We start from the raw sequence: 26,309 nt of genomic DNA, 5'->3' as shown, positions 1-26,309 counted from the left end.
AGTTAGAAGAAGATGATAGTAGGTATTGATTTAGGAACGACTAATTCTTTAGTAGGGGTTTATCAAGATGGTCAGGTCAAGCTGATTCCCAATGCTTTTGGTGAGTATTTGACTCCTTCTGTTGTGGCTTTAGATGACAATGATGAGATTATAGTTGGAAAAATTGCCAAGGAACGCTTGGTGACCCACCCAGATAAGACGGTTTCTCAGTTCAAGCGTTTTATGGGGACCAAGCATGAGTTGACGCTAGGAAATCGAGCATATAAGGCTGAAGAATTAAGCTCTTTTATCATTCGAAAGTTGGTAGACGATGCAGAGAACTATCTTGGGGAAAAGGTCGAGGAAGTGATTGTCAGTGTTCCAGCCTATTTCAATGATGCTCAACGTTATGCGACCAAACTAGCAGGAAAATTTGCTGGAGTTCAGATTGATCGGATTATCAATGAACCCTCTGCAGCAGCTCTTGCTAAAAGATCTATGGTAAACCAAGAAGATCAATCTTTTATTGTGGTCGATTTTGGTGGTGGTACTCTTGACATTTCAGTTGTAGAGCTTTTTGATAACATTGTCGAAATCGTGTCGATTGCAGGGGACAATCGTTTGGGAGGAGAAGACTTTACTGCGGCTATTGCTGAGGAATTTTTAGTTTCTAATCAATTAACCAAGGATACGATTTCCCGCGAATTTTACAGCAAAATTCTGGTACAGGCTGAAAAGACAAAGCTGGAACTTAATGATAAAGAAGAAGTGAAGATGACAGTGATGGAGCAAGAGAAGGAATACTTTTTAGACTTGAGCTACCAGCGATTTTATGAGCTTTGTCAACCTCTGCTAGCCCGTGTTAAGGCCGTTTTGGATCGTGCCTTGATGGATGCACGCTATAGCTATGTATCATCTGATAACTTTGTTCTTGTTGGGGGGACTTCGAAACTCCGCTTGGTTCAGGACTTTTTGTCTTACTGTATCAATCAAATGGTTCAGGTTTCGGATGATCCCGATCGGATGATTGCGAGAGGTTGTGCACTTCTAGCAGGAATAAAAGAACGGCAGGGTGAGATACGAGATTTGCTGCTGTCTGATATTTGTCCTTTTACACTAGGAATTGAGATAGTTGGAGACCGTTTTTCGCCGATTATTGAGCGAAATTCTACCCTACCTGCTTCACGCATCGAGCAGTACTATACGGCTGAATTGGGACAGAGTCAAGTCAAGATAAAGGTCTATCAAGGTGAGATGATGAAGGCATCACAAAACCTGTTCCTAGGAGAATTAGAAGTTCCCGTCCCTGTCAATACTAGAGTAAATGAAAGTTTCACAGTTCGGTTTACCTATGATTTAAATGGAATTTTGGATGTTGAAGTGAAAATTGATTCAACACAGGAAGTCTTTAGTCATGTTATTCTCCAAGATAGTGTTACTCTGACAGAAAAGGAAATCAAGGCTAAGCAAGCAGAGTTGACTCGCTATAAGATCAATGCTCAAGAAACAGAGGTTTATCGTTTCTTGATTGAAAAAGCGAATCGCGTGTACAGTATGCTCTTGGGGAGAAGAAGAGATGAGCTAATGGCTGAAACTAGACGATTTGAAGAAGAGGTCAGCCAAGCATCTATGTATCATTTGCCAAAACTCTATCAATCATTTTCAAATTATTTAGACTTCCTAGAGCGAGGACTGTAAAAGAGGAGACCTTATGAATATATGGGAAACTTTAGGAATAGAGCCAACGACTGACGTCAAACTAATCAGAAGGCGTTATGCTGAACTGGTTCGGCTCTATCACCCAGAAGACCAACCAGAAATTTACCAAGAAATTGTTGAAGCTTATCAAAAAGCCTTGACTTATGCAAGGTCTAGAAACACAAGACCAGAAAATAGTCTCAAAAAAGCGAGTGACTCTCAAGAAGCTAGTGAACTTGAAGAAGAGGCGAATGAAAAACTTAACTCTAGTCTCAACTTTGAAAACTTGACTGAAGAAACGAAGACTGAGAACGAAGAGTCTGAAAGATCTAGTATTGATTTCAGTGATTATCAGCAATCAACTGATAAAACAAGCAATTCCTTTAACTTTGAAACCTTTAAAGCAGAAGAGAATGAGCAAAAGTCCACCCTTGACTTTAGTGACTATGATGAGGAAGTTCAGCTAAATGGAGATTCTGAAGAAAGAGCTACGAATCCCCTCAATTTTGAAACGTTTGGTGATGAAGAGAACCGTGGGCAAGAAGGAACAACAAGGTCTACTCTTGACTTTAGTAGTTATAATGAAGCAGCCTATTTGATTCGAAATGCGATTGAAAGTATTGTTAAAAATGATGATTACAGTCCAGAAGAACAAGAGCATCTATGGCGTCAGTTCTTTCATCAGTATCAGTATGATATGGACATTGTTCAATCCGTTTTAGAGGAAATGGATGTTTATATTTTTAATAAACCTGAGCAATTCTCTATCATCATTCCCTTACTGGAAGACTATGTACCAGACTTTAAGTACTGGGGTTATTACTATAAACTCAAGTACTGGAAGGTCAAAAGAGATATAGCAGAAGAGGAAGGAAGTTCGCTTGAGAGCGCACAAGAAGCCACTGAGCAATTCTCTTATTCCTATCAACTTTGCCAAGAAATTCTTCAAGATTCTAACAAAGCAAATCAATTAAGCTCTTGGATAGAGTTTTTCAAGCACCCCTATTTGGCCTTCATGGTCTTGGATCAAGTAAATCAAAATCGTCAGATAATCAAGAGCATTCCTGTTTTAACCTATATCCTTGAAAAAAACCGACAAGCCATGTTTGAAGAGGATTATCCACTCTTGAATGACTTGGCTGCTTACTTAGAGGAAATAAAAGAGGAGATGGGGGAAAACGTTGACTTTAATCACTACTCTCTAGATAATCCGGAAGAAGTTGAGGTAGCCTTTTATGAGTTGCTCCATGCTCGCTATCAAGACGAATACAAACTGTTACGTGATTGGCAATATCTTTTTGAATCAGTCAAAGATCACACGCTCCTACTTTATTTGTTAGAAAAGGTGGACGTCTATCCTTTAACCAATGCGAAAGTGTTAGCCCTTGTTTTCCAATTTGTGGAGCGTTACAGTGATGAGGAATCAAATCCTTACCTGAAAAAACTCCATTTCTGGAAGAGTATCCATTCCTATCCTTCAGTGGTAGAGGAGTATGAACTAGACAAAAAGGAAAATTTTGATTACTGGTACAATGAAGGTTATCTTTATATAGATAAGCTCACTAAGAGCGATGAAGATATCAATGATTGGGAGAAGTGGAGAAGCTACTTTAAAGGAAGACCACGCATTCTAACGATTTTACTTCAACAGATCTATAAGGAGTACCATCGATTTACAGATGGCGATCTCCTGAGATATGTTTTAGCTCCTTTTCCTACTTCTAAAATGGCTCCCCAAATGATGACGGAGGAGACAGACCAGAAACTAGAAGAGATGACAATTTATGCTTATGAACTTAGTCATCCAAAGGCTAAGCTCTCTTATTTGGATTGGAAAAAAAGACAGGTCTTTAAAAATAAGTTTCTTCAGATTTTCTTTGGCCTCTTTACGATTGTAAGTTTGATACTCAGTATTATAGAGCGACCTGGTTATAATTCATGGGTTCATGCGGGTATGTTTTCTCTCTTTTACGTCTATATGCTAAAATTAAGGAAAACACCGATTGAGGAAGGAGTGACTGCTAGGGGGGGAAAACGAAAACTCTACTACAGCCCTCATCCATGGTTCCTATTAATCTTGTTATTAACCCTCGTCATTCCATCCTTACCATTTGGTCTCATTGGTGCCCTTATGTTCATTACATTTTTCAGCTTCATCGATGGTTTCCAAGTGAGTCAGGGGCTGAAATGGGATTATTCTTTGGATAAGCTGATTCCTGTCGGTATCTTTCTTTCTGCTGGTGTTCTTTCTGCTTTGGTAAATCGAAGCCAGACTATTTCAGGAGTTGCAATAGCTTACTTCCATATTTTTGCAATTCTTGTGATTTGCTTGTCTTTTACAAGATTTAGTCCTGGATTTCCACCATCTCTGAAGAAAATTTTCATACCAGCAATCTTGGGAATCTTACTCTTTCAAACGTTGCCCTACATTCAGAGCCGTTTAGATAACTTTGATCCAACTATTCTACGAAATGAAACACTGGCCATAACGGTTATCCTCTTGTTAAATGGAGTTGCCTTGTCTTATTTTACAAAGGAACAAGGCTTCATAATTGGTGTGAAGAAGGTCTTTATGATTTATGGCTTGCAGATCTTTATTTTCCTAAGAAGACTGTTCCGAATCCTATTCGCACCAAATTCAGTTTTCGATAATAAATATTTTAACAGAGACTTACTAATCATGAACAGCGAATTTACTTTCTACTTCCTTGAGGGGCTTTTTATCCTTATCATGCTTTTCCTTATTCGCAATATACGCAAGGAAAATCGAAAAAGTGCTGCTTAGAATGAAAGCGTAGAGAAGAGGACTCTAGTTCAAGTTTCTAGTAAATTTTTCTGAATAAAGGTATAATGGAACTATTCAAATGAAAGAGGTAATGAAAATGGCTTCAAAAATGCTACACACTTGCTTGCGAGTAGAAAACCTTGAAAAATCAATCGCATTCTATCAAGATGCTTTTGGTTTTAAAGAATTGCGTCGTAAGGATTTCCCAGATTATGCCTTCACGATTGTCTATCTAGGACTTGAGGGGGATGACTATGAGTTGGAGTTGACCTATAACTACGATCACGGTCCTTACGTGGTAGGAGATGGTTTTGCCCATATCGCCCTCAGTACACCTGATCTTGAGGCACTTCATCAAGAACATAGCGCGAAAGGCTATGAGGTTACAGAGCCAAAAGGCCTACCTGGAACCCCACCAAACTATTACTTTGTCAAGGATCCTGATGGCTACAAAGTCGAAGTGATTCGTGAAAAATAATCCAGTAAAGTCAAGTAGAATGTTCGTTTTCTACTTGACTTTTTTACTTTGAAAGAGTATACTAATACAAATTTAACCTTTAAGGGGAGTCCAGAGAGACTCACAAGGTGTCAGATAAAAGTGATAGGGAACTCTCTGTGGAGACTTTTTAGGTGTGCGCATGAATTCTGTCCTATCTCGACTGAGACCTTGCAATAGCAAGGTCTTTTCTTTATCTGGTCCCCTTAAAATTTAAGGAGGAAAAGTCATGAATCCCACATGTAAGAAGCGTATGGGTGCCATTCGTTTGGAAACCATGAAGGTGGTTGCACAGGAGGAAATTGCGCCAGCAATCTTTGAATTAGTCCTAGAAGGGGAAATGGTTGAAGCTATGCGAGCCGGCCAATTTCTTCATCTGCGTGTGCCTGATGACGCCCATCTCTTGCGCCGCCCTATTTCAATTTCGTCTATTGACAAAGCAAACAAGCAGTGTCACCTTATTTATCGGATTGAGGGGGCTGGGACAGCTATTTTTTCAACCTTAAGTCAGGGAGATACTCTTGATGTGATGGGACCTCAGGGAAATGGTTTTGACTTGTCTGACCTAGACGACCAGAGTCAAGTCCTCCTCGTTGGTGGTGGGATTGGTGTTCCACCCTTGCTAGAAGTAGCCAAGGAATTGCATGCGCGTGGGGTGACAGTAGTGACAGTCCTCGGTTTTGCGACTAAGGATGCTGTTATTCTCGAAACCGAATTGGCCCGATATGGTCAGGTCTTTGTAACGACAGATGATGGTTCTTATGGCATCAAGGGAAATGTTTCTGTTGTTATCAATGATTTAGACAGTCAATTTGATGCGGTTTACTCATGTGGTGCTCCGGGAATGATGAAGTATATCAATCAAACCTTTTATGATCATCCAAGAGCCTATCTATCTCTAGAATCTCGTATGGCTTGTGGGATGGGAGCTTGCTATGCCTGCGTTCTAAAAGTGCCAGATAGTGAGACCGTCAGCCAACGCGTCTGTGAAGATGGCCCTGTTTTTCGCACAGGAACAGTTGTATTATAAGGAGAAAGTCATGACTAACAAACGTTTACAAGTTTCTCTACCGGGCTTAGAGTTGAAAAATCCTATCATACCAGCATCAGGCTGTTTTGGTTTTGGTCAGGAGTATGCCAAGTACTATGATTTAGATCTTTTAGGCTCCATTATGATCAAGGCAACGACACTTGAACCGCGTTTTGGCAATCCAACTCCCAGAGTTGCAGAGACACCTGCCGGTATGCTTAATGCAATCGGCTTGCAAAATCCTGGCTTAGAAGCTGTTTTAGCTGAAAAGTTGCCTTGGCTGGAAAGAGAGTATCCTACGCTTCCCATCATCGCAAATGTTGCAGGCTTTTCAAAACAAGAGTACGCTGCCGTTTCTCAGGGGATTTCCAAGGCTACAAATGTAAAAGCTATCGAGCTCAATATCTCTTGTCCGAATGTGGATCACGGTAATCATGGACTTTTGATTGGGCAAGATCCTGATTTGGCTTATGAAGTGGTAAAAGCGGCTGTGGAAGCCTCTGATGTGCCAGTCTATGTCAAGTTAACCCCTAGTGTAACGGATGTTGTCACCATCGCCAAAGCCGCAGAAGATGCAGGAGCAAGTGGCTTAACCATGATCAATACTCTAGTCGGTATGCGCTTTGACCTCAAAACTAGAAAACCAATCCTAGCCAATGGAACAGGTGGAATGTCAGGTCCAGCAGTTTTTCCAGTAGCCCTCAAACTCATCCGACAAGTAGCTCAAACAACAGACCTGCCCATTATTGGAATGGGGGGAGTGGATTCTGCTGAAGCAGCGCTAGAAATGTATCTGGCTGGTGCCTCTGCCATCGGAGTTGGAACAGCCAATTTTACCAATCCATATGCCTGTCCTGATATTATTGAAAATTTACCAAAAGTCATGGATAAATACGGCATTAGCAGTCTAGAAAATCTCCGTCAGGAAGTCAAAGCCAGCCTGAGATAAGCTAGGTCTTCCTTATCGTCAACAAGAAATAGAATCTTCATCAATTTGTAATATTTCCGTCTATTAACTATGTTACAATAGGGTTTAGAAAACGTTATTGGAGCATTTAAATGAAACGATGGAAAGTGGCCCTAGTAAGTGCTGGCTTATTGGGGTGTTTTTTTACTGTAGTGGAGACAGCAAAAGCAGAAGAGGGAACTTGGCAAGGAAAGACCTACCTCAAAGCAGACGGGAAACCAGCAACCAAGCAATGGCTTTTTGACCAAACGCAACAGGCCTGGTTTTATTTAACAGCTGATGGAAATCGTGCTGAGAACGGCTGGCTAACAGTTGGTGGTAAGGATTACTATTTTAATGAAGCTGGAAAATTAGCTACGAAAACGTGGGTTGGACAGTACTATGTGACTGAAAGTGGTGCTAAAGCTAAGGAACAGTGGGTATTTAATCAGGAACAAGAATCCTGGTATTATCTCAAGCCTGATGGTCAGAAAGCTAAAAACGAGTGGATTACTCAAGGTCAGGAAAAATATTACCTTAAAGAAGATGGCAAGATGGCCAAAGATGAGTGGATCACTCAAGGGGAGAACCAATACTACATCAATTCACAAGGGAAAATGCTGAAAAATGCTTGGCTTGGTAAGAACTATCTATCAGAAAATGGTAATAAAGTTAAACAAGCCTGGATTTATGATGACAACTATAGCAGTTGGTTCTACCTCCAACAAGACGGTACCTATGCTGAAAATGGCTGGTTAACCATAGGTGGGAATGACTACCATTTTAAATCAGGCGGTTATCTTTCAACTGAGCGTTGGATTGACCGCTTCTATGTTGCTAAAAGTGGAGCTAAATTGAAATCGGAATGGCTCTTTGATAAGAATTATGATTCTTGGTTTTACTTGAAAGCTGATGGTAGCTATGCCGAAAAAGGCTGGGAAACGATCAAAGAAAAAGATTACCATTTCAAATCAGGCGGTTATCTTTCTACAGAAAGCTGGATTGACCGCTTCTATGTTGCTAAAAGTGGAGCTAAATTGAAATCGGAATGGCTCTTTGACAAGAATTATAACTCTTGGTTTTACTTGAAAGCTGACGGAACCTATGCTGAGAAAGGTTGGCAAACCATCAAAGGCAAGGATTACCATTTCAAATCAGGTGGCTACCTTTCTACGGAAACTTGGATTGACCGTAGCTATGTGACGAGTAGTGGAGCAAAAGCTGGCAAAGGTTGGCTCTTTGACAAGAATTTTAACTCTTGGTTCTATATCAACTCTGATGGAAATTATGCCAATAAAGAATGGCTCTGGGATAATGGTTACTACTATCTCAAATCTGGTGGTTATATGGCTGCGAGTGAGTGGGTATGGTACAAGAACAACTGGTTCTACCTCAAGTCAAATGGAAAGATGGCTGAGAAAGAATTAATCTACGATTCATCCGACCAATCATGGTATTACCTTAAATCAGGCGGTTATATGGCAAAAAATGAAACTGTGGATGGTCATACCTTGGATGCTTCTGGTAGATGGCATGTTGCGGATAAAACCAAATATTACAAAGTTAAACCAATCACTGCCTATGTCTATAGTGCATCTGGAGAAATCTTGAGTTACATTAACCAAGGAAGCATTGTTTCACTGGATAGCTCAACGCGAAAAGGCGGCCGACTTGCAGTTTCGATTTCTGGCTTGTCTGGCTATATGAATCAAAGTGATTTGACAGCAGTAGATGAAGGTAGCGAGTTTATCCCTCATTATACTAGTGATGGGAAATTCCTCTACCATGAACTCTCTCCATATACGAGTATCAAAGTAGCTCCACACACCTCTGCTATGGTTATTGGTAAGAAGTACTACTCAACTGATGGAGAGCACTTTGATGGCTTTACCATTAAAAATCCTTTCCTCTATAAAAACTTAAGAGAACCAAGTAATTATAGTGCAGCTGAATTGGATAAACTGTATTCGATGATGAACTTGCAGGATAGTCCTCTAGCAGGTAAAGGAGCGACTTTCAAAGAAGCTGAGGAACGCTACGGTGTCAATGCCCTTTACTTGATGGCACATAGCGCTCTTGAAAGTGCGTGGGGACGTAGTCAAATTGCCAGAGATAAGAACAACTTCTTTGGTATTGCTGCTTATGATACTAGCCCATATCTCTCAGCCAAGAGCTTTGATAATGTGGACAAAGGAATTCTTGGAGCGGCCAAGTGGATTCGTGAAAATTACATTGACTATGGTAGAGACCACCTTGGAAACAAGGCAACTGGAATGAATGTTCGCTATGCTTCCGATCCGTACTGGGGTGAGAAGATAGCCAGCATCATGATGACCATCAACAGCAAACTTGGTGGGAAAGACTAATCAAAAGAAATCAACGGTAACTACTGAGAAGTGGTTATCGTTTTTGTATATCTGGCAATAAGTTGATTCTATAGCTTTTTAAACTTGAAATTTTTAAAACAATATATTAAAATATAGAAGAGATTGCTTATAAATTAAGGAGTTTAAAATGAAGAAATCAATGATTGTTGGGCTTATTACTTTTATTGCTTTAGGTTTGGCAACAGGATACTATTTCTTATCCTATGTGCCTCATCAAGCTGTTGTAACTAAGTTTGAAGATGTAGTAAAGGATTTAAATGAAAAGAATAAAGAAGTTGAAGATCAAATAGCTGAGGCTGAAAAGGTTATTGAGAATAATGAAGAACCTCTTGATTCTAAGACATTGGAAGAATTGAAATCAACTATAAAGGATAGCAAAGATTCACTTCGTAAAGAACCAGAAATGGAGAAAGCGACTGCTAAGATTGAGAAGCAAATTGAAGAATTAAGTCAACCATTAGATTATAGTGAAACAAAAAAGAATTTGTCTGAAAAATTGACTCACTATCAAAATAGCATTCTTCAATTAAAACAAATTACAAATCCTTCTAGTTCTTTTATTGAAGAAAGACTCAAAGAAATTGAATCAATTACTGGAGTACAATCTGTTACGGAGGATAATGACCCTAATAAAAAATTAAATAAACAAGGAGGATATACAGCGTCTGTATATTTCGTTGACAAGCAAGTGAATGAATCTGTAGAAGGCTCAGATATTGTTCAAAAAGGTAATGATGCTGGTGGAAATATAGAAGTTTATAAGACAAAAGAAGATGCAGAAAAGCGCAATACTTATATTAGTGCTTTTGATGGAACTGCTTTAAATCCGGGATCCCACTATGTTTATGGAACCATATTAATTCGCACTTCGCACCATTTAACAGGAGCGCAACAGAAAGAACTGACTGAGAAAATCTACAATAAATTAATTGAACTGAAATAATTAAAAAATTGGATAGCTATTTGTTTTATTGAACTAAGATACAGTCAAAAAGCCGTTGGAAAACGGTTTTTTGTTATAATTAAATGAAGAATGTAGCATTAAAGGAGAACAACATGACTTTTGAAGAAATCCTGCCTGGGTTAAAGGACAAGAAAAAATATGTACGAACTGGTTGGGGAGGGGCTGAAAACTATGTCCAACTCTTTGACACTATCGAGCAAAACGGGGTTGCACTTGAAGTGACGCCTTATTTCCTCATCAACGTGTCTGGAGAAGGGGAAGGTTTTTCCATGTGGAGCCCGACACCTTGTGATGTTTTGGCGACGGATTGGGTAGAAGTGCATGACTAGACGTGTATTGATTACGGGAGTGAGTTCAGGGATTGGTCTGGCTCAAGCCCGACTCTTTTTAGAGAAGGGGTATCAAGTATATGGAGTGGACCAAGGTGAAAATCCACTCTTAGAGGGTGATTTCTACTTTTTACAGAGAGATTTGACCTTGGACTTGAAACCTGTTTTTGACTGGTGCCCTCGGGTGGATGTTTTGTGCAATACTGCAGGAGTTTTGGATGCTTACAAACCCTTATTGGAACAATCAGCGCAGGAAATTCAAGAGATTTTTGAAATCAACTACGTGACTCCTGTTGAGTTGACTCGGCATTATTTTACACAAATGTTGGAAAATAAAAAAGGAATCATCATCAATATGTGTTCGATTGCTTCAAGTCTAGCTGGCGGAGGTGGTCACGCCTATACCTCGTCTAAGCACGCCTTAGCTGGCTTTACCAAGCAGTTGGCTCTAGACTATGCTGAGACTGGTATTCAGGTCTTTGGGATTGCTCCAGGGGCAGTCAAGACAGCTATGACCGCTGCGGACTTTGAACCCGGTGGATTAGCAGACTGGGTAGCTAGTGAAACGCCAATCAAGCGCTGGATTGAGCCAGAGGAAGTAGCAGAGATTAGCCTTTTCTTAGCAAGTGGAAAAGCGAGCGCCATGCAAGGACAAATCCTGACCATTGATGGTGGTTGGAGTTTGAAGTAGGAGGAGTTGAATGGAAATCAAAAAACACTTTGGAGTCTATGCTGTTTGCTTTGAAAATGGGAAGTTACTCTGCATTGAAAAAACGAGAGGCCCTTATCAACATCGTTATGATCTACCTGGTGGTAGTCAGCAACTTGATGAAGGATTGACGGAAACGCTGATTAGAGAAGTTATGGAAGAGACGGGCTTTACTGTTAGAAACTACTCCAATCCTCGAATCTACGATGTTTTCGTCAGGGAAGAGTTAAAAAATTTTATGGTTCACCATATCATGGCATTTTATGATATTGAGGTCAACGAGAAGGAAGCTCAAGTTACGATTTCGGAAGTTGTCTCTGATGGTGCGAATGATTCGCTCGGATATGTTTGGATGGATATTCAAGAGATCACAGAAAAAAATGCTTCGCCCTTAGTCTTGAAGGTTAAGTCTGAATTATTAGGATTTCCAGAGCTGGACAAGACCTTGTATATGAATTGGAAGGTGAAGTAGGGGGATAATGGAACTATTTAAAACATGGAAGAAAAATATGGTTCTTTATGGTCTTAAATCTCAAATCGGAACTGTCTACCGAAACAGTGATAGGACAACAAGCTTTTATGATGTTGGAAATTTTCTATACCTAGCAGGGGAGTTGGATTCCAGATTTTGGGAAGATTTTGTTAGGAAATACGGTTTAGATTATAAGATTATTATTTCAGAAGATACTAATTGGCAAGATTTTCTACATCGGAAAGTGGAGCTAAATTCTTTTACTAGCTATTCTTTTAAAGATAAGGCAAATTTTCAAGTTGAATTTCTAAATGGTCTAGTTACTCACTTAGAGGAAGATTACAATATTGTGCCTATTGATAATCATATTTATAACTGCTTTTCTGAGGAAGAATGGTCACAAGATTTACAGGGGGATTTTGAGTCCTATCAGGATTTTGTTTTAAAGGGTGGATTTGGCTTTGTGATTCTTAAAAATAATGAACTGATTGCTGGGATTTCCTCAGGGTTAGTTTACCGTGGAGCAGTTGAAGTGGAAGTTGCAACTAGACCAAACGAACAAGGAAATGGATTTGCTAAAAAGCTTGGTGCTACAATGATTCTGGAGAGTTTAAATAGAGATATGTTTCCACTTTGGGATGCTCATAACGAGGCTTCCAAAAAAGTAGCAGAATTTTTAGGATATGAGTTATTTGAACCTTATGAAGCTTTTGAACTAGAGGAAGGTATCATATAATGATATCTGATATTGTATGTTTTAAGACGAGGTGAATGGCTATGCAAAACCAACTTGCTCTTAGTGGCGAACAAATTGTTGAAAAAGTTTACCCTCAATTATTGCATCATGTTGGTATGATTCGTGGGGAATATTTGTTGAGAGAGCTTAATCAAAACATCCTATTAGCAAGTTGTCAGCAATTTGTAAAAGATTATCTAGATACCATTTGCTCCTTGTACTCAGATGAAGAGGTTTGGTATCGTTTTTCAGAGTTAACAAATACAGAAGCTAATTGTTTAGAGGGGACTAAAGAGCATTTTGATGAAAATCATCCCTTGTTTGGTTATAGAGGAACTAGGCGCTTGCTGGCGTGTCCTGAAGAATTTCAGGCTGAAGCACATGTCGTTACAGAAGTTTATCAAACAAATCCCAATCTGTCTGTTATTTTTCCTTTTATCAATGATGCTGAGCAGTTAAAACAAGCTATTAGAGTATTGCGTGAGCATGGTTTTACTGGAAAAGTCGGCACAATGATTGAGTTACCGTCAGCTTATTTTGACTTGGACAGGATACTGGAAACTGGTATTTCAAAGATTGTAGTTGGAATGAATGATTTGACTTCTTTTGTTTTTGCGACTGTGAGAAATAGTCAATGGCATGATATGGAAAGTCCAATAATGTTAGATATGCTGAGAGATATGCAGGATAAAGCAAGGATGAAAAAGATTGACTTTGCTGTAGCAGGCTATCTGAATGCTTCTTTCATACAAAAAATGAATCAGACGGGTATCAAGTGTATTATCCACTACAGTTCTATTCCAGAGATTTTTAATTTAGAGATTGATCATCCAGACCATCTCAAACGTATAAAAGAAGTAAGTAAAAAATTACAAAGGAGCAAACTATGACACCGCAAGAAATGTGGAATATTTACAAGCAAATTAACCCCACGATTGGAGATGAGATAGATGCCTGGGCTTTTGGAGTGGAAGCAGATCTCTTGGCCGACTTGGTTCTAAGAGGCGAAAAGACTGCAACCGCCTCAGCTTACGACCTCTACGCACTAGAAGACGAACCTCTTCCACAAGAAGGGACCTTCGATGTCATTTTAGACAGTCAAGATCAGGCTGTCTGCATTGTCGAAATTACCAAGGTCTCCGTTCAGCCTTTTCATCAAGTTTCTGCCGACCATGCCTATAAGGAAGGGGAAGGTGACAAATCCCTAGCCTATTGGCGTCAGGTTCATGAGGATTTTTTCACCGAGTGGATGAGGGAAACCGGACTGACTTTTACTCCTGACAGCAAGGTTGTTTTAGAAGAATTTCGCAAAGTCTACCCACTCTAGACTGCAGAAGGAAGAAAGTTTTGGAAATCACCGTCCAATCCTTTTTTCTTAAGCAAAACATGATATAATAAGTTTGTTTGAAGAAGAGTAAAACTCTTAAACTTAGAATAGGAGAAAACTATGCAAGCAGTAGAACATTTTATTACGCAATTTGTTCCTGAACACTATGATTTATTTTTAGACTTGAGTCGTGAGACCAAGACCTTTTCTGGGAAGGTGACCATCACTGGTCAAGCACAGAGTGACCGTATTTCCCTTCACCAAAAAGACTTGGAAATCACTTCTGTAGAAGTTGCGGGTCAAGCTCGTCCATTTACAGTTGATCATGAAAATGAAGCCCTTCATGTCGAATTGGCTGAGGCTGGTCAAGTTGAATTGGTTATTACTTTTTCAGGAACAATCACAGACAACATGACAGGGATTTACCCTTCTTACTACACAGTTGATGGTATCAAGAAGGAAGTCTTGTCTACTCAGTTTGAAAGCCATTTTGCGCGTGAAGCCTTCCCATGTGTGGATGAGCCTGAAGCCAAGGCTACTTTTGACCTCGCCCTTCGTTTTGACCAGGCAGAAGGTGAAGTGGCCTTGTCAAACATGCCAGAAATTGATGTGGAAAAACGCAAGGAATCAGGCATCTGGAAGTTTGAGACAACACCTCGCATGTCTTCTTACTTGTTAGCTTTTGTTGCAGGTGATTTGCAAGGGGTAACGGCTAAAACTAAAAATGGTACCCTCGTTGGTGTCTACTCTACAAAAGCCCACCCACTATCTAACCTTGATTTCTCACTAGACATCGCCGTTCGCTCAATCGAGTTTTACGAAGATTACTACGGAGTTAAGTATCCAATTCCTCAATCGCTCCACATCGCCCTTCCTGACTTCTCAGCAGGTGCCATGGAAAACTGGGGGCTTGTGACTTACCGTGAAGTTTACTTGGTTGTGGATGAGAACTCAACCTTTGCTAGCCGTCAACAAGTTGCCCTAGTTGTAGCACATGAGCTGGCCCACCAATGGTTTGGAAACCTCGTGACTATGAAATGGTGGGATGACCTCTGGCTCAATGAAAGCTTCGCTAACATGATGGAATATGTCTGTGTGGATGCCATCGAGCCAAGTTGGAATATCTTTGAGGATTTCCAAACAGGCGGTGTTCCAGCGGCGCTTAAACGCGATGCGACGGATGGCGTTCAGTCTGTTCACGTTGAAGTCAAACACCCAGATGAAATCAATACCCTCTTTGACGGAGCTATCGTCTACGCCAAAGGAAGCCGTCTCATGCACATGCTTCGCCGTTGGCTAGGAGATGCTGATTTCGCTAAAGGCTTGCATGCCTACTTTGAAAAGCACCAATATGGAAATACCATTGGTCGTGACCTATGGAATGCCCTTGGACAAGCGTCAGGACGTGATGTTGCAGCTTTCATGGATTCTTGGTTGGAACAACCTGGATATCCAGTTCTCACTGTCAAAGTTGAAAATGATGTCTTGAAGATTTCACAAAAACAATTTTTCATCGGTGAGCATGAAGACAAGAACCGTCTCTGGGTTGTACCACTCAACAGCAACTGGAAAGGCCTACCAGATACACTTGAAACTGAAAGCATCGAAATTCCTGGCTACGCAGCCCTTCTTGCTGAAAATAAAACAGCTCTTCGTCTTAACACTGAAAATACAGCCCACTACATTACAGACTATCAAGGAGACTTGTTAGATGCTGTTCTTGCTGAGCTAGAGACACTTGATAATACAAGCAAACTGCAAATCGTTCAAGAACGTCGTCTGCTTGCTGAAGCAGGGCACATTTCTTATGCAGACTTGCTCCCAGTCCTTGATAAATTAGCTAAGGAAGAGTCTTACCTTGTGGTTTCAGCTGTTTCTCAAGTGATTGCTGCCCTTGAGCGCTTTATCGATGAAGGAACAGAAACTGAGAAAGCCTTTAATACTCTCGTTGCTAAATTGGCTCGTCATAACTATGACCGTCTTGGTTTTGAAGCCAAAGATGGAGAATCAGATGAGGATGAATTGGTTCGTCAGTTGGCTGTTTCTATGATGATTCGCTCAAATGATGCTGAAGCTAGTCAAGTCGCTAGCCAAATCTTTGCAACTCACAAGGAGAACCTTGCAGGACTTCCAGCAGCCATCCGTGCACAAGTTCTTATCAATGAAATGAAACACCATGAGACCAAGGACTTGGTCGCAACTTATCTGGACCTCTACACTCATGCCACAGATGCTGTCTTCAAACGTCAGTTGGCAGCTGCTCTAGCCTACAGTACAGATGCTGATAATATCCAAACCTTGATTCGTTCATGGAAGGATAAGTTTGTTGTGAAACCACAAGACTTGTCTGCTTGGTATTACCAGTTCCTAGATCATCAAACAACTCAAGAAACTGTTTGGGTATGGGCGCGTGAAAACTGGGATTGGATCAAGGCAGCTCTTGGTGGGGATATGAGCTTTGATAGCTTTGTTATCCTACCTGCCCATGTATTTAAGACTGAGCAACGCTTGGCAGAATACAAGGCCTTCTTTGAGCCCCAACTTTCTGACCTAGCTCTTAGCCGTAACATCCGCATGGGGATCAAGGATATCGCAGCGCGTGTTGACTTGATTAAGCGTGAGAAAGCAGCAGTTGAAGCTGTTGTAGCCCAATATGCCAAAGCTTAATTCGTTCGAAATGTAAACAAAAACTCAACTTTCTATCTGAAAACGAGAGAGAGTTGAGTTTTTTTTAAGGCAATTTTGGTATAATAATCATAACAAGGAGGAGTTTCTGATGATAAAAATCTTATTAGTAGAAGATGACCTAGGCCTGTCAAATTCAGTATTTGACTTTTTGGATGATTTTGCAGATGTCATGCAGGTTTTTGATGGAGAAGAAGGTCTCTACGAAGCTGAGAGTGGCGTCTATGACTTGATTTTGCTTGACCTGATGTTGCCAGAAAAAAATGGTTTCCAAGTCTTAAAAGAGTTGCGCGAAAAAGGAATTACGACACCAGTCCTTATCATGACTGCTAAGGAAAGTTTGGATGACAAGGGACATGGTTTTGAGTTGGGAGCGGATGACTACCTTACCAAACCTTTCTATCTAGAAGAACTCAAAATGCGGATCCAAGCTCTTCTCAAACGTTCAGGTAAGTTTAACGAAAACACCTTGACCTATGGAGATATTGTCGTTAACCTTTCAACGAATGAAGTGAAAGTGGAAGATACTCCTGTGGAACTACTCGGAAAAGAGTTTGAGTTATTGGTTTATTTCCTTCAAAATCAAAATGTCATTCTTCCCAAGACGCAAATTTTTGATCGTCTATGGGGGTTTGATAGCGATACGACGATTTCTGTTGTAGAAGTCTATGTCTCAAAAGTTCGTAAGAAATTGAAGGGAACAGCCTTTGCTGAAAATCTTCAAACCTTGCGTAGTGTCGGGTATATTTTAAAAGATGTTCAATAAACTAAAAAAAACATGGTATGCAGATGATTTCAGCTATTTTATTCGAAACTTTGGAGTGTTCACCCTGATCTTCTCTGCTATGACCTTGATTATCCTCCAGGTCATGCACTCGAGTCTCTACACTTCTGTAGATGAAAAACTCCAAGCCCTTAGTAGCAGTCCCCAAGCGGTTATCCAGTTAGCCCTGAATCGGGCAACTGAAGAGGTTAAGGATATTCAACCAGCAACAGCGGATGCCAACAAGGCTGAAATCAAGCCCAATGTCAGCTCCAATACGGAAGTCTTGCTCTTTGACAAGGATTTTAATCAGCTCTTACTGGGCAATCGCTTTTTAGGTTTGGACAAGATCAAGCTGGACAAAAAGGAGTTGAATCACATTCGCCAAATCCAAGTTGTCAATAGCTATGGTCAGGAAGAAACCTATCGGATGATTTTGATGGAAACCAACTCATCTTCCGTCTCAAGTAACGTCAAATATGCTGCGGTTTTAATCAATACCAGCCAGCTCGAGCAAATCAGCCAAAACCACGAGCATTTAATTGTTGTAGTCATGGCTAGTTTCTGGCTCCTGTCTTTAATTGCCAGTGTTTACCTGGCACGTGTCAGTGTCAAACCCTTGCTGGAAAGTATGCAAAAGCAGAAATCCTTTGTTGAAAATGCCAGTCACGAACTGAGAACGCCTTTGGCCGTTTTACAAAATCGTTTAGAGAATCTCTTTCGAAAACCAGAGGCAACGATTATGGAATCCAGCGAAAGTATCGCTTCCAGTCTTGAAGAAGTTCGAAACATGCGCTTCCTCACGACCAATCTCCTCAACCTTGCACGTCGCGATGATGGAATCAAACCAGAAATAGCAGAAGTTTCTCCGCAATTCTTTAAAACAGCCTTTTCTAACTATGAGTTGATTGCTTCTGAAAATGATCGAGTTTTTAACTACGAAAATCGGATTTATCGTCCCTTCATGACCGATCAGTTGCTTCTAAAACAGCTCATGACCATCTTATTTGACAATGCCATCAAGTATACTGAAGAAGATGGGAAAATTGAGTTTGTAGTTCATGCTACAGATCGCCACCTCTATCTTACAGTGACAGATAATGGGATTGGAATCGCAGCTACTGACAAGAAGAAAATCTTTGACCGATTTTACCGTGTAGACAAGGCAAGAACCCGTCAGAAAGGTGGCTTTGGTCTTGGACTATCCTTGGCCAAGCAAATCGTAGATGCCTTGCGAGGAACGATTAGCGTAAAAGATAACAAACCTAGAGGAACAATTTTTGAAGTTAAGATCGCTATTCAATCTCCTTCAAAACGTAAGAATAAATAAAAAAGACAGTTATATAACTGTCTTTTTTGATAACTGGAAAAGAGGTTGGTAGTAGTACCAACCTTTATTTTAAAAATTTTCGTTTCATTATCTTTCGTTGAAGTTGTAAAAGGGCGAAACTAAGCCCCATTGCAGCGATAAAGGACAAAGCTGTATTTAATTTTATAGCTAAAAAGATAAAACTAAACAGTGCCATAAAAATACAGAAACAAGCGATATTTACAAAAAATAAAATCTCTTTTAGGTTAGGGCCGACTGGGGCTTCAGGTGTGTAATCTTGGTAAAGCGGAGTTTGTTTCGATTCGGGAGCTTGTTCAAACTCATAAGCTTCTAGTTTTCTTGCGGACATGATTCTCTCCTTAACAGTACATAACTATTTTATCATTTTTTATGCAGAGAATTATTACAGAATTGTTACAAAACTACTAAAGTCTCTTATCAACTTCTAAGTCTCTCTTCTTGACACCCACTAGGGAAAATGATAGCATGGATGTTACACTTAAAACAGATGACCTGACCTTCTCTTTTATAAATATACTGAGAAAGGAAAGGATAACTTATATAAATTGATAGTAAGCTGAGGCTTTTCCTAAGATGATTTGTTGAGTTGCTACCTGGATACTTTTGAAGAGTATTGATAGGAGTTGTTTTGAATGGATGATAAGACAGAGATTCTGTCTATTGGACTGGGTGGCTTTTTGCTACCTCTGGGAAAAGTAAAAGGAGATAAGCATGTATCTTGCTATCAAAGAGATATTACGAAACAAACTTCGATATAGTTTGATTCTAACTACCATTTTTCTTATCGCTTTTATGGTCTTTTTTATGACCAGTCTAGCTCTTGGTCTTGTGCGAAACAACCGAGCAGCTATTGATAATTGGCAAGCGACGGGGGTGGTTTTATCTGACTACGCAAATGATAATTTGACGGCATCTTTTATTCCTGAAAAGGACTACAAGGATAAGAGTTCTGAAGAGGCTGCTCCATTGGGCTATATGTTTGCTGTAACCAATCTAGTCGATGGTAGTGAAAAGGTCAATGTTTCCATCTTTGCTCAAGACTGGGACTCTTTTATCTCACCTAGTTTGACGGAGGGTCGTTATCCTGAAGGAGATGATGAGGTTGTCGTGGATCAGTCTTTTGAGAACTATGGGATGAAGCTAGGCGATGCCATTCAGCTCAATGGAAGCGATTCAAGTTACAAGATTGTAGGCCTGACTCAAGGAAATAAATTTTTCACCGAGCCTGTTGTCTTTACGAGTCTGACAACTTATTGGACCTTACAAGGAACCTTGAAAGCCAATCGTTCCATCTCTGCCTTGGTATTGAAAAATGATATAGAAGTGGCTGGGGATGGTCTGAAACAGATTTCCATTCCAAAAATGATATCAAAAATTCCTGGTTACACACCTCAGGTGAATGTATTTTCAGGAATGATTCTTGCTATGATTGTCATCACAGGCTTGATTGTGGGGATTTTTGTCTATATCATTACCATCCAAAAACTAGGACTTTATGGAATAATGCGAGCTCAAGGAATACAGATCAAAACCATTGTATGGTCTCTGTTCTGTCAAATCTTCCTCCTAGCTGGTATGGGGATTGCTTTAGCCTTGCTGGCAATCGGAGGAATGATTTTAGTCTTACCAGCTACCTTCTTTTTCTATCCGAGTTGGATAGCTTACTCTGTCCTAAGTTTGGTAATTTCCTTGATGGCCCTTCTAGGTGGTGTCATTTCACTTCCACGCTTGTTAAAGGTGGACCCGATTACTGCGATTGCAGAGTGATAAGGAGAATAGTATGACAGCATTGATTGAAATGACTCAAGTGACAAAAACTTACGGAGAAGGAAAGATGAAAGTCGTAGCCCTGCATGAGACGAATTTTCAGCTAAATGCGGGAGAGTTCGTGGCTATCGTTGGGCCTTCTGGCTCTGGCAAGACGACCTTTCTAACAACTCTAGGACAACTTCAGGAAGCATCGAGTGGAAAGATTCTAGTAAAGGGGAAGGAAACAGGCAGTTTGACGGAGAAGGAGAAAACAGACCTCCGTTTTAGAGAGTTTGGTTTCATTCTTCAGGCTTCAAACCTAATTCCTTTCCTAACAGTCAAGGAACAGCTGGATTTGATAGACAGACTGGATAAGGGGGAAAATAGTAAAAGTGACCGAAAAGAACTCTTTGAGTTGTTGGATTTGGAAAAAGTAAAAGATCATTATCCTAAGGCCTTATCGGGTGGCGAACGTCAGCGTGCCGCGATTGCTAGAGCGCTTTATAACAATCCAAGTATTGTGCTTGCAGATGAGCCGACAGCCAGTCTGGATACCCAACGTGCCTACCAAGTAACGGAAATGTTGGCTGCCATTGCTCACGAACAAGGTAGAGGAGTTGTCATGATTACACACGATACACGCCTTCTTGATAAGGTTGACCGTATTTATGTCATGAATGATGGTCACCTAGTTGAAGAAACACATGCATAAAATAGAGTGAATGGTACAAGTTACTGTTCACTTTTTGATTGGGAAAAATAGAAATGAGTTTAACCTTTTGTGAAACTCTCAATACCCATAGCTGATTTTTGAGAAATGTGGTATAATTTTTCTTATGGAAAAGATTATCATTACAGCAACTGCTGAAAGTATTGAACAAGTTGAACAGTTACTCGAAGCTGACGTAGACCGTATCTACGTCGGTGAGAAAGATTTTGGCCTTCGTCTGCCAACAACCTTTAGTTATGAAGACTTACGCACCATCGCTAAGTTGGTTCATGAAGCAGGCAAGGAATTGATTGTCGCGGTTAATGCCCTCATGCACCAAGATATGATGGACCGAATCAAGCCTTTTCTAGACTTCTTGGAAGAAATCAAGACAGACTATATTACTGTTGGGGATGCAGGTGTCTTTTATGTAGTCAACCGTGATGGTTATTCCTTTAAGACCATCTACGATGCTTCAACCATGGTGACAAGCAGCCGTCAGATTAACTTCTGGGGCCAAAAGGCTGGTGCATCTGAGGCGGTTTTGGCGCGTGAAATTCCATCTGCTGAGCTCTTCAAGATGCCAGAGATTTTGGAAATTCCTGCTGAAGTCTTGGTTTATGGGGCTAGTGTCATTCACCATTCTAAGCGTCCGCTCTTACAAAACTACTATAACTTTACACATATCGATGATGAAAAGACGCGTAAGCGTGACCTCTTCTTGGCAGAACCAAGTGACCCAGAAAGCCATTACTCTATCTTTGAAGACAATCATGGCACCCACATCTTTGCAAATAACGACCTTGATTTGATGACCAAATTGACAGAATTAGTAGAACATGGTTTCACTCACTGGAAGCTAGAGGGGCTCTACACACCTGGTCAGAATTTTGTAGAAATTGCTAAACTCTTTATCCAAGCACGTAGCTTGATTCAAGAGGGGAATTTCAGCCATGACCAAGCTTTCTTGTTAGATGAGGAAGTGCGCAAGTTACACCCTAAAAACCGTTTCCTCGACACAGGATTCTATGATTACGATCCTGATATGGTTAAATAGGACACCAAAACCCGAAATAAAAATGTTCGGGTTTTTCCAGTGTATCCATGAAATAAAAACGGATACATGTTATAATAAAAATAGCTCTTTAATGGAGGTATTTAAGTGGAGAATCTGAAAAAGATGGCAGGTATCAAGGCTGCTGAGTTTGTCAAGGATGGTATGGTTGTTGGACTCGGTACTGGATCAACTGCCTACTATTTCGTAGAAGAAGTAGGTCGTCGGATCAAGGAAGAAGGTTTGCAGATTACTGCTGTGACAACTTCCAGTGTGACCAGTAAACAGGCTGAAGGACTAAACATCCCACTCAAGTCGATTGATCAAGTGGATTTTGTCGATGTGACAGTTGACGGGGCGGATGAAGTAGATAGTCAGTTCAACGGGATCAAAGGTGGTGGTGGTGCCCTTCTGATGGAGAAGGTTGTCGCAACGCCCTCAAAAGAATACATTTGGGTGGTCGATGAAAGCAAACTGGTAGAGAAACTAGGTGCTTTTAAATTGCCTGTGGAAGTGGTTCAGTATGGTGCAGAACAGGTCTTTCGTCGGTTTAAGCGAGCTGGCTACAAACCAAGTTTCCGTGAAAAAGACGGTCAACGTTTTGTGACCGATATGCGTAACTTTATCATTGACCTAGCCTTGGATGTCATTGAAGATCCGATTGCCTTTGGGCAAGAATTGGACCATGTCGTTGGTGTCGTTGAGCATGGCTTGTTCAACCAAATGGTGGATAAGGTCATCGTAGCGGGACGAGATGGTGTTCAGATTTTAACTTCAACAAAAGCAAACTAATCAACATAATAAGGAGATACACTATGTCAAAATTTAATCGTATTCACTTGGTGGTACTGGATTCTGTGGGAATCGGTGCTGCGCCAGATGCCAATAACTTTGTCAATGCAGGGGTTCCAGACGGAGCTTCTGACACACTGGGACACATTTCAAAAACAGTTGGTTTGAATGTGCCAAACATGGCTAAAATCGGTCTAGGAAATATTCCTCGCGAAGCGCCTCTTAAGACTGTACCAGCTGAAAGTAATCCAACAGGTTATGCAACAAAATTGGAAGAAGTATCTCTAGGTAAGGACACCATGACTGGACACTGGGAAATCATGGGACTCAATATTACCGAGCCTTTCGATACTTTCTGGAACGGATTCCCAGAAGAAATCCTGACAAAAATCGAAGAATTTTCAGGGCGCAAGGTCATTCGTGAAGCCAACAAACCATACTCAGGTACGGCTGTTATCGATGATTTCGGACCACGTCAAATGGAAACTGGAGAGTTGATTATCTATACTTCAGCTGACCCTGTTTTGCAAATTGCTGCCCACGAAGATATCATTCCTTTAGATGAACTTTATCGTATCTGTGAATACGCTCGTTCGATCACCCTTGAGCGCCCAGCTCTTCTTGGTCGTATCATTGCCCGTCCTTATGTTGGTGAGCCTGGAAACTTCACACGAACTGCAAATCGTCGTGACTTGGCTGTATCTCCATTTGCACCGACTGTTTTAGATAAATTGAACGAAGCAGGTATCGATACTTACGCTGTTGGTAAAATCAACGATATCTTTAATGGCGCTGGTATCAATCATGACATGGGCCACAACAAGTCAAATAGTCATGGAATTGATACACTCTTGAAGACTATGGGCCTTGCTGAGTTTGAAAAAGGATTCTCCTTCACAAATTTGGTTGACTTTGATGCCCTTTATGGACACCGCCGCAATGCTCATGGCTACCGTGATTGCTTGCATGAGTTTGATGAACGCTTGCCTGAAATTATCGCTGCCATGAGAGAGAATGACCTTCTCTTGATTACTGCGGATCATGGAAATGACCCGACCTATGCAGGAACAGACCACACTCGTGAATACATTCCACTTTTGGCTTACAGTCCTAGCTTTAAGGGAAATGGTGTCATTCCAGTTGGACATTTTGCAGATATCTCAGCAACAGTTGCGGATAACTTTGGTGTTGAAACTGCCATGATTGGGGAAAGTTTCTTAGATAAGTTGGTATAAGATGACGCGATGTGCTTTACTTGTTCGGGGCATTAATGTCGGAGGGAAAAATAAGGTTGTCATGGCTCAACTTCGTCAAGAACTGACAGAGTTGGGATTGGAAAAGGTTGAAACCTACATCAATAGTGGCAACATTTTCTTTACTTCGACGGCTCCCAAAGCCCAATTGATTGAAAAGTTAGAGGCTTTCTTTGAAGTCCATTATCCATTTATTCAGAGCTTTTCTTTGCTGAGTCAGGAAGATTATGAAGCAGAGCTGGAAAATCTGCCAGATTGGTGGGCCAAAGACTTGGCTCGAAAAGATGTCCTCTTTTATACGGAGGGCTTGGATGTGGATCAAGTCATCGAGAAAGTGGACAGTTTGGAACTGGAAGATGAAGTCGTTCATTTTGGAAAACTTGGTATTTTCTGGGGAAAATATTCCGAAGAATCATACTACGAAACGGCCTATCACAAGTACTTACTCAAGATGCCTTTCTACCGCCAAATCACCATTCGTAATGCTAAAACTTTTGACAAAATTGGTCAAATGATAAAAAAATAATAAAGGAGACACAATGACATTTTTAAATAAGATCAAAGAAACAGCTGCTTTTCTGAAAGATAAAGGAATCCAAGCGCCTGAGTTTGGTTTAATCCTTGGATCAGGACTTGGAGAATTGGCAGAAGAAATTGAAAATCCAGTTGTAGTAGACTATGCAGACATTCCAAACTGGGGTCGTTCGACAGTAGTCGGTCACGCTGGTAAATTGGTATATGGAAATCTTGCAGGTCGCAAGGTCTTGGCACTTCAAGGTCGTTTCCATTTCTACGAAGGAAATTCTCTTGAAGTCGTGACTTTCCCAGTACGTGTGATGAAAGTTCTCGGATGCGAAGGTGTCATTGTAACCAATGCAGCTGGTGGTATTGGGTATGGTCCTGGTACCTTGATGGCTATCTCAGACCATATCAACATGACGGGTCAAAATCCATTGATGGGTGAAAATTTGGATGACTTTGGTCCACGTTTCCCTGATATGTCTAAGGCCTACACACCAGAATACCGCGCTACTGCCCATGAAGTGGCTAAAAAACTTGGTATCAAGCTTGATGAAGGTGTCTATATTGGTGTGACTGGTCCGACTTATGAAACACCAGCAGAGATTCGTGCCTATAAGACACTTGGAGCAGATGCAGTCGGTATGTCTACTGTTCCTGAAGTTATTGTGGCAGCCCACTCAGGCTTGAAAGTTCTCGGTATTTCATGTATTACTAACCATGCTGCTGGTTTCCAAGAAGAACTCAACCACGAAGAAGTTGTAGAAGTGACTGAACGTGTTAAAGGTGACTTCAAAGGCTTGCTTAAAGCGATTCTTGCTGAATTGTAATGTCATGAGAGTTCACTTTATTTTACATGAGACATTTGAGGTTCCAGGCGCATATCTAAAATGGGCTATAGAACGAGGTCATCAAATTACATCAACAAAGGTTTATGAAAAAGAACCTCTTCCTGAAACAATTGACGGGATTGATTTTCTGATTGTCATGGGTGGTCCTCAATCACCTGATGAGGATAGAGAAAACTTCCCATACTATGATCCAAAGGCTGAGCTTGCTTTTATGAAAGAAGCGATTGCTGCAGATATCTATATTGTTGGTGTCTGTCTTGGTGCGCAACTCCTATCTGTTGCCTATGGTGCGAAGTATGAACATAGTCCAGAGCGCGAGATCGGCGTTTATCCTGTGACATTGACGATGCAAGGTCTAACAGATCCTCATTTCAGCTTGTTCGGAGAAACCATAGAAACCGGCCACTGGCACGGTGATATGCCAGGGCTGACAGATGAAGCTGTCGTCTTGGCGACCAGTCAAGGTTGTCCACGCCAAATTATTCGCTTCAGTCCAAAACATTATGCCTTTCAGGCTCATTTGGAATTTGATCCAGACGCAGTAGAATTATTGATTGCTGCGGATGGTGAGGAGAAATTAAGAGAGCAAAGTGAAAAGTTGCCTTTTGTTCAAACACCAGAAGAATTACGTGGAAACGATTATTCTGAAATGAATGCAAAACTGTATGCATTTTTAGATTCATTGGTAAACTAGGAACTACAGAAAGGCAGAGTATCTGAGTTAT

Annotated in this window: 24 protein-coding genes and 1 pseudogene; 24 read left to right on the top strand and 1 reads right to left on the bottom strand. The window is 40.8% G+C overall.

Annotated elements, in window-relative coordinates; all coding sequences use genetic code 11:
- Positions 1-12 precede the first annotated feature (12 nt).
- From HMPREF2991_RS01275 to HMPREF2991_RS01200, 16 genes are all read left to right on the top strand, one after another.
- Positions 13-1,677: a molecular chaperone HscC gene (locus tag HMPREF2991_RS01275; protein ID WP_070568823.1), complete on the top strand. Its 1,665-nt coding sequence runs from the start codon at positions 13-15 to the stop codon at positions 1,675-1,677.
- A 13-nt stretch (positions 1,678-1,690) separates the two neighbouring features.
- Positions 1,691-4,462: a J domain-containing protein gene (locus HMPREF2991_RS01270; RefSeq protein ID WP_070683221.1), complete on the top strand. Its 2,772-nt coding sequence runs from the start codon at positions 1,691-1,693 to the stop codon at positions 4,460-4,462.
- 97 nt (positions 4,463-4,559) lie between these two features.
- Complete coding sequence (locus HMPREF2991_RS01265) at positions 4,560-4,940, top strand: lactoylglutathione lyase (protein WP_000157143.1); 381 nt, start codon at positions 4,560-4,562, stop codon at positions 4,938-4,940.
- Between the two features lie 247 nt (positions 4,941-5,187).
- Positions 5,188-5,988 carry a dihydroorotate dehydrogenase electron transfer subunit gene (locus HMPREF2991_RS01260; protein WP_049479186.1) on the top strand — a complete coding sequence of 267 codons (801 nt, stop codon included), beginning with the start codon at positions 5,188-5,190 and terminating at the stop codon, positions 5,986-5,988.
- Positions 5,951-6,937, top strand: a complete 987-nt coding sequence (locus tag HMPREF2991_RS01255) for a dihydroorotate dehydrogenase (RefSeq protein ID WP_180364418.1) — start codon at positions 5,951-5,953, stop codon at positions 6,935-6,937. The genes HMPREF2991_RS01260 and HMPREF2991_RS01255 overlap by 38 nt, the downstream gene beginning before the upstream one ends.
- 110 nt (positions 6,938-7,047) lie before the next feature.
- Positions 7,048-9,300, top strand: coding sequence for a glucosaminidase domain-containing protein (locus tag HMPREF2991_RS01250; RefSeq protein WP_070568813.1), 2,253 nt, complete (start codon positions 7,048-7,050; stop codon positions 9,298-9,300).
- 148 nt (positions 9,301-9,448) lie between these two features.
- The gene (locus HMPREF2991_RS01245; protein ID WP_000749426.1) at positions 9,449-10,264 is read left to right on the top strand and encodes a hypothetical protein; all 816 of its coding nucleotides are present in this window, start codon (positions 9,449-9,451) and stop codon (positions 10,262-10,264) included.
- A gap of 113 nt (positions 10,265-10,377) precedes the next feature.
- Positions 10,378-10,614 (top strand): DUF2829 domain-containing protein, encoded by a 237-nt coding sequence (locus HMPREF2991_RS01240; protein ID WP_000141924.1) that lies wholly within the window; start codon positions 10,378-10,380, stop codon positions 10,612-10,614.
- The gene (locus HMPREF2991_RS01235; protein ID WP_000198455.1) at positions 10,607-11,305 is read left to right on the top strand and encodes a 3-oxoacyl-ACP reductase; all 699 of its coding nucleotides are present in this window, start codon (positions 10,607-10,609) and stop codon (positions 11,303-11,305) included. The genes HMPREF2991_RS01240 and HMPREF2991_RS01235 overlap by 8 nt, the downstream gene beginning before the upstream one ends.
- 10 nt (positions 11,306-11,315) lie before the next feature.
- Complete coding sequence (locus tag HMPREF2991_RS01230; RefSeq protein WP_000403326.1) at positions 11,316-11,795, top strand: NUDIX hydrolase; 480 nt, start codon at positions 11,316-11,318, stop codon at positions 11,793-11,795.
- A gap of 7 nt (positions 11,796-11,802) precedes the next feature.
- Entirely contained in the window at positions 11,803-12,531 is a 729-nt protein-coding gene (locus tag HMPREF2991_RS01225; RefSeq protein WP_070683220.1) for a GNAT family N-acetyltransferase, read from the top strand.
- A 41-nt stretch (positions 12,532-12,572) separates the two neighbouring features.
- Positions 12,573-13,421 carry a putative PEP-binding protein gene (locus HMPREF2991_RS01220; RefSeq protein WP_008276044.1) on the top strand — a complete coding sequence of 283 codons (849 nt, stop codon included), beginning with the start codon at positions 12,573-12,575 and terminating at the stop codon, positions 13,419-13,421.
- On the top strand, positions 13,418-13,858 hold the full coding sequence (locus tag HMPREF2991_RS01215) for an ASCH domain-containing protein (RefSeq protein WP_000188825.1): 441 nt from the start codon (positions 13,418-13,420) through the stop codon (positions 13,856-13,858). The genes HMPREF2991_RS01220 and HMPREF2991_RS01215 overlap by 4 nt, the downstream gene beginning before the upstream one ends.
- Before the next feature lie 120 nt (positions 13,859-13,978).
- Complete coding sequence (locus HMPREF2991_RS01210; protein WP_070568810.1) at positions 13,979-16,525, top strand: M1 family metallopeptidase; 2,547 nt, start codon at positions 13,979-13,981, stop codon at positions 16,523-16,525.
- 109 nt (positions 16,526-16,634) lie between these two features.
- Positions 16,635-17,309 carry a two-component system response regulator CiaR gene (gene ciaR / locus HMPREF2991_RS01205; RefSeq protein WP_000590630.1) on the top strand — a complete coding sequence of 225 codons (675 nt, stop codon included), beginning with the start codon at positions 16,635-16,637 and terminating at the stop codon, positions 17,307-17,309.
- Positions 17,299-18,636, top strand: coding sequence for a sensor histidine kinase (locus tag HMPREF2991_RS01200; RefSeq protein ID WP_070568808.1), 1,338 nt, complete (start codon positions 17,299-17,301; stop codon positions 18,634-18,636). The genes ciaR and HMPREF2991_RS01200 overlap by 11 nt, the downstream gene beginning before the upstream one ends.
- A 64-nt stretch (positions 18,637-18,700) precedes the next feature.
- On the opposite strand, the gene HMPREF2991_RS01195 is transcribed toward HMPREF2991_RS01200, so the two are convergent.
- Positions 18,701-18,985, bottom strand: coding sequence for a DUF3270 domain-containing protein (locus tag HMPREF2991_RS01195; RefSeq protein WP_070568806.1), 285 nt, complete (start codon positions 18,983-18,985; stop codon positions 18,701-18,703).
- A gap of 383 nt (positions 18,986-19,368) precedes the next feature.
- Here HMPREF2991_RS01195 and HMPREF2991_RS01190 point away from each other — a divergent pair, with 383 nt between their 5' ends.
- The 8 genes and pseudogenes from HMPREF2991_RS01190 (at position 19,369) to HMPREF2991_RS01155 (ending at position 26,278) form a co-directional block, all read left to right on the top strand.
- Positions 19,369-20,424, top strand: coding sequence for an ABC transporter permease (locus tag HMPREF2991_RS01190; protein ID WP_070568804.1), 1,056 nt, complete (start codon positions 19,369-19,371; stop codon positions 20,422-20,424).
- 13 nt (positions 20,425-20,437) lie between these two features.
- Positions 20,438-21,118 carry an ABC transporter ATP-binding protein gene (locus tag HMPREF2991_RS01185; RefSeq protein ID WP_070568801.1) on the top strand — a complete coding sequence of 227 codons (681 nt, stop codon included), beginning with the start codon at positions 20,438-20,440 and terminating at the stop codon, positions 21,116-21,118.
- A 124-nt stretch (positions 21,119-21,242) separates the two neighbouring features.
- Positions 21,243-22,172, top strand: coding sequence for a peptidase U32 family protein (locus HMPREF2991_RS01180; RefSeq protein WP_070568798.1), 930 nt, complete (start codon positions 21,243-21,245; stop codon positions 22,170-22,172).
- Between the two features lie 105 nt (positions 22,173-22,277).
- Positions 22,278-22,961 carry a ribose-5-phosphate isomerase RpiA gene (rpiA, locus tag HMPREF2991_RS01175; protein ID WP_070568795.1) on the top strand — a complete coding sequence of 228 codons (684 nt, stop codon included), beginning with the start codon at positions 22,278-22,280 and terminating at the stop codon, positions 22,959-22,961.
- Positions 22,962-22,984: 23 nt separating this feature from the next.
- Positions 22,985-24,196, top strand: a complete 1,212-nt coding sequence (locus HMPREF2991_RS01170) for a phosphopentomutase (RefSeq protein WP_070568792.1) — start codon at positions 22,985-22,987, stop codon at positions 24,194-24,196.
- Between the two features lies 1 nt (position 24,197).
- Positions 24,198-24,753, top strand: a pseudogene (locus HMPREF2991_RS01165) (DUF1697 domain-containing protein); the annotation flags it as partial.
- Entirely contained in the window at positions 24,754-25,563 is an 810-nt protein-coding gene (locus HMPREF2991_RS01160) for a purine-nucleoside phosphorylase (protein ID WP_070568786.1), read from the top strand.
- 4 nt (positions 25,564-25,567) lie between these two features.
- Positions 25,568-26,278, top strand: coding sequence for a type 1 glutamine amidotransferase (locus HMPREF2991_RS01155; protein ID WP_001263735.1), 711 nt, complete (start codon positions 25,568-25,570; stop codon positions 26,276-26,278).
- Positions 26,279-26,309: the final 31 nt, after the last annotated feature.

It is taken from the genome of Streptococcus sp. HMSC072D07, from assembly GCF_001814835.1.
In the GTDB taxonomy this organism is placed as follows: Bacteria; Bacillota; Bacilli; order Lactobacillales; family Streptococcaceae; genus Streptococcus.
The sequence above is the reverse complement of the archived record's forward strand: the minus strand, read 5'-3'. Positions and strand labels throughout refer to the sequence as shown.

What these genes read in the sequence shown, in the direction of transcription:
- HMPREF2991_RS01190 (WP_070568804.1), top strand. Translation starts at nt 19,369, where the DNA reads ATGTATCTTGCTATCAAAGAGATATTACGAAACAAACTTCGATATAGT.
- HMPREF2991_RS01275 (WP_070568823.1), top strand. Translation starts at nt 13, where the DNA reads ATGATAGTAGGTATTGATTTAGGAACGACTAATTCTTTAGTAGGGGTT.
- HMPREF2991_RS01210 (WP_070568810.1), top strand. Translation starts at nt 13,979, where the DNA reads ATGCAAGCAGTAGAACATTTTATTACGCAATTTGTTCCTGAACACTAT.
- HMPREF2991_RS01270 (WP_070683221.1), top strand. Translation starts at nt 1,691, where the DNA reads ATGAATATATGGGAAACTTTAGGAATAGAGCCAACGACTGACGTCAAA.
- HMPREF2991_RS01170 (WP_070568792.1), top strand. Translation starts at nt 22,985, where the DNA reads ATGTCAAAATTTAATCGTATTCACTTGGTGGTACTGGATTCTGTGGGA.
- HMPREF2991_RS01185 (WP_070568801.1), top strand. Translation starts at nt 20,438, where the DNA reads ATGACAGCATTGATTGAAATGACTCAAGTGACAAAAACTTACGGAGAA.
- HMPREF2991_RS01155 (WP_001263735.1), top strand. Translation starts at nt 25,568, where the DNA reads ATGAGAGTTCACTTTATTTTACATGAGACATTTGAGGTTCCAGGCGCA.
- ciaR (WP_000590630.1), top strand. Translation starts at nt 16,635, where the DNA reads ATGATAAAAATCTTATTAGTAGAAGATGACCTAGGCCTGTCAAATTCA.
- HMPREF2991_RS01230 (WP_000403326.1), top strand. Translation starts at nt 11,316, where the DNA reads ATGGAAATCAAAAAACACTTTGGAGTCTATGCTGTTTGCTTTGAAAAT.
- HMPREF2991_RS01265 (WP_000157143.1), top strand. Translation starts at nt 4,560, where the DNA reads ATGGCTTCAAAAATGCTACACACTTGCTTGCGAGTAGAAAACCTTGAA.
- HMPREF2991_RS01220 (WP_008276044.1), top strand. Translation starts at nt 12,573, where the DNA reads ATGCAAAACCAACTTGCTCTTAGTGGCGAACAAATTGTTGAAAAAGTT.
- HMPREF2991_RS01160 (WP_070568786.1), top strand. Translation starts at nt 24,754, where the DNA reads ATGACATTTTTAAATAAGATCAAAGAAACAGCTGCTTTTCTGAAAGAT.
- HMPREF2991_RS01245 (WP_000749426.1), top strand. Translation starts at nt 9,449, where the DNA reads ATGAAGAAATCAATGATTGTTGGGCTTATTACTTTTATTGCTTTAGGT.
- HMPREF2991_RS01260 (WP_049479186.1), top strand. Translation starts at nt 5,188, where the DNA reads ATGAATCCCACATGTAAGAAGCGTATGGGTGCCATTCGTTTGGAAACC.
- HMPREF2991_RS01200 (WP_070568808.1), top strand. Translation starts at nt 17,299, where the DNA reads ATGTTCAATAAACTAAAAAAAACATGGTATGCAGATGATTTCAGCTAT.
- HMPREF2991_RS01235 (WP_000198455.1), top strand. Translation starts at nt 10,607, where the DNA reads ATGACTAGACGTGTATTGATTACGGGAGTGAGTTCAGGGATTGGTCTG.
- HMPREF2991_RS01180 (WP_070568798.1), top strand. Translation starts at nt 21,243, where the DNA reads ATGGAAAAGATTATCATTACAGCAACTGCTGAAAGTATTGAACAAGTT.
- HMPREF2991_RS01225 (WP_070683220.1), top strand. Translation starts at nt 11,803, where the DNA reads ATGGAACTATTTAAAACATGGAAGAAAAATATGGTTCTTTATGGTCTT.
- HMPREF2991_RS01255 (WP_180364418.1), top strand. Translation starts at nt 5,951, where the DNA reads ATGGCCCTGTTTTTCGCACAGGAACAGTTGTATTATAAGGAGAAAGTC.
- HMPREF2991_RS01250 (WP_070568813.1), top strand. Translation starts at nt 7,048, where the DNA reads ATGAAACGATGGAAAGTGGCCCTAGTAAGTGCTGGCTTATTGGGGTGT.
- HMPREF2991_RS01195 (WP_070568806.1), bottom strand. Translation starts at nt 18,985, where the DNA reads ATGTCCGCAAGAAAACTAGAAGCTTATGAGTTTGAACAAGCTCCCGAA.
- HMPREF2991_RS01215 (WP_000188825.1), top strand. Translation starts at nt 13,418, where the DNA reads ATGACACCGCAAGAAATGTGGAATATTTACAAGCAAATTAACCCCACG.
- HMPREF2991_RS01240 (WP_000141924.1), top strand. Translation starts at nt 10,378, where the DNA reads ATGACTTTTGAAGAAATCCTGCCTGGGTTAAAGGACAAGAAAAAATAT.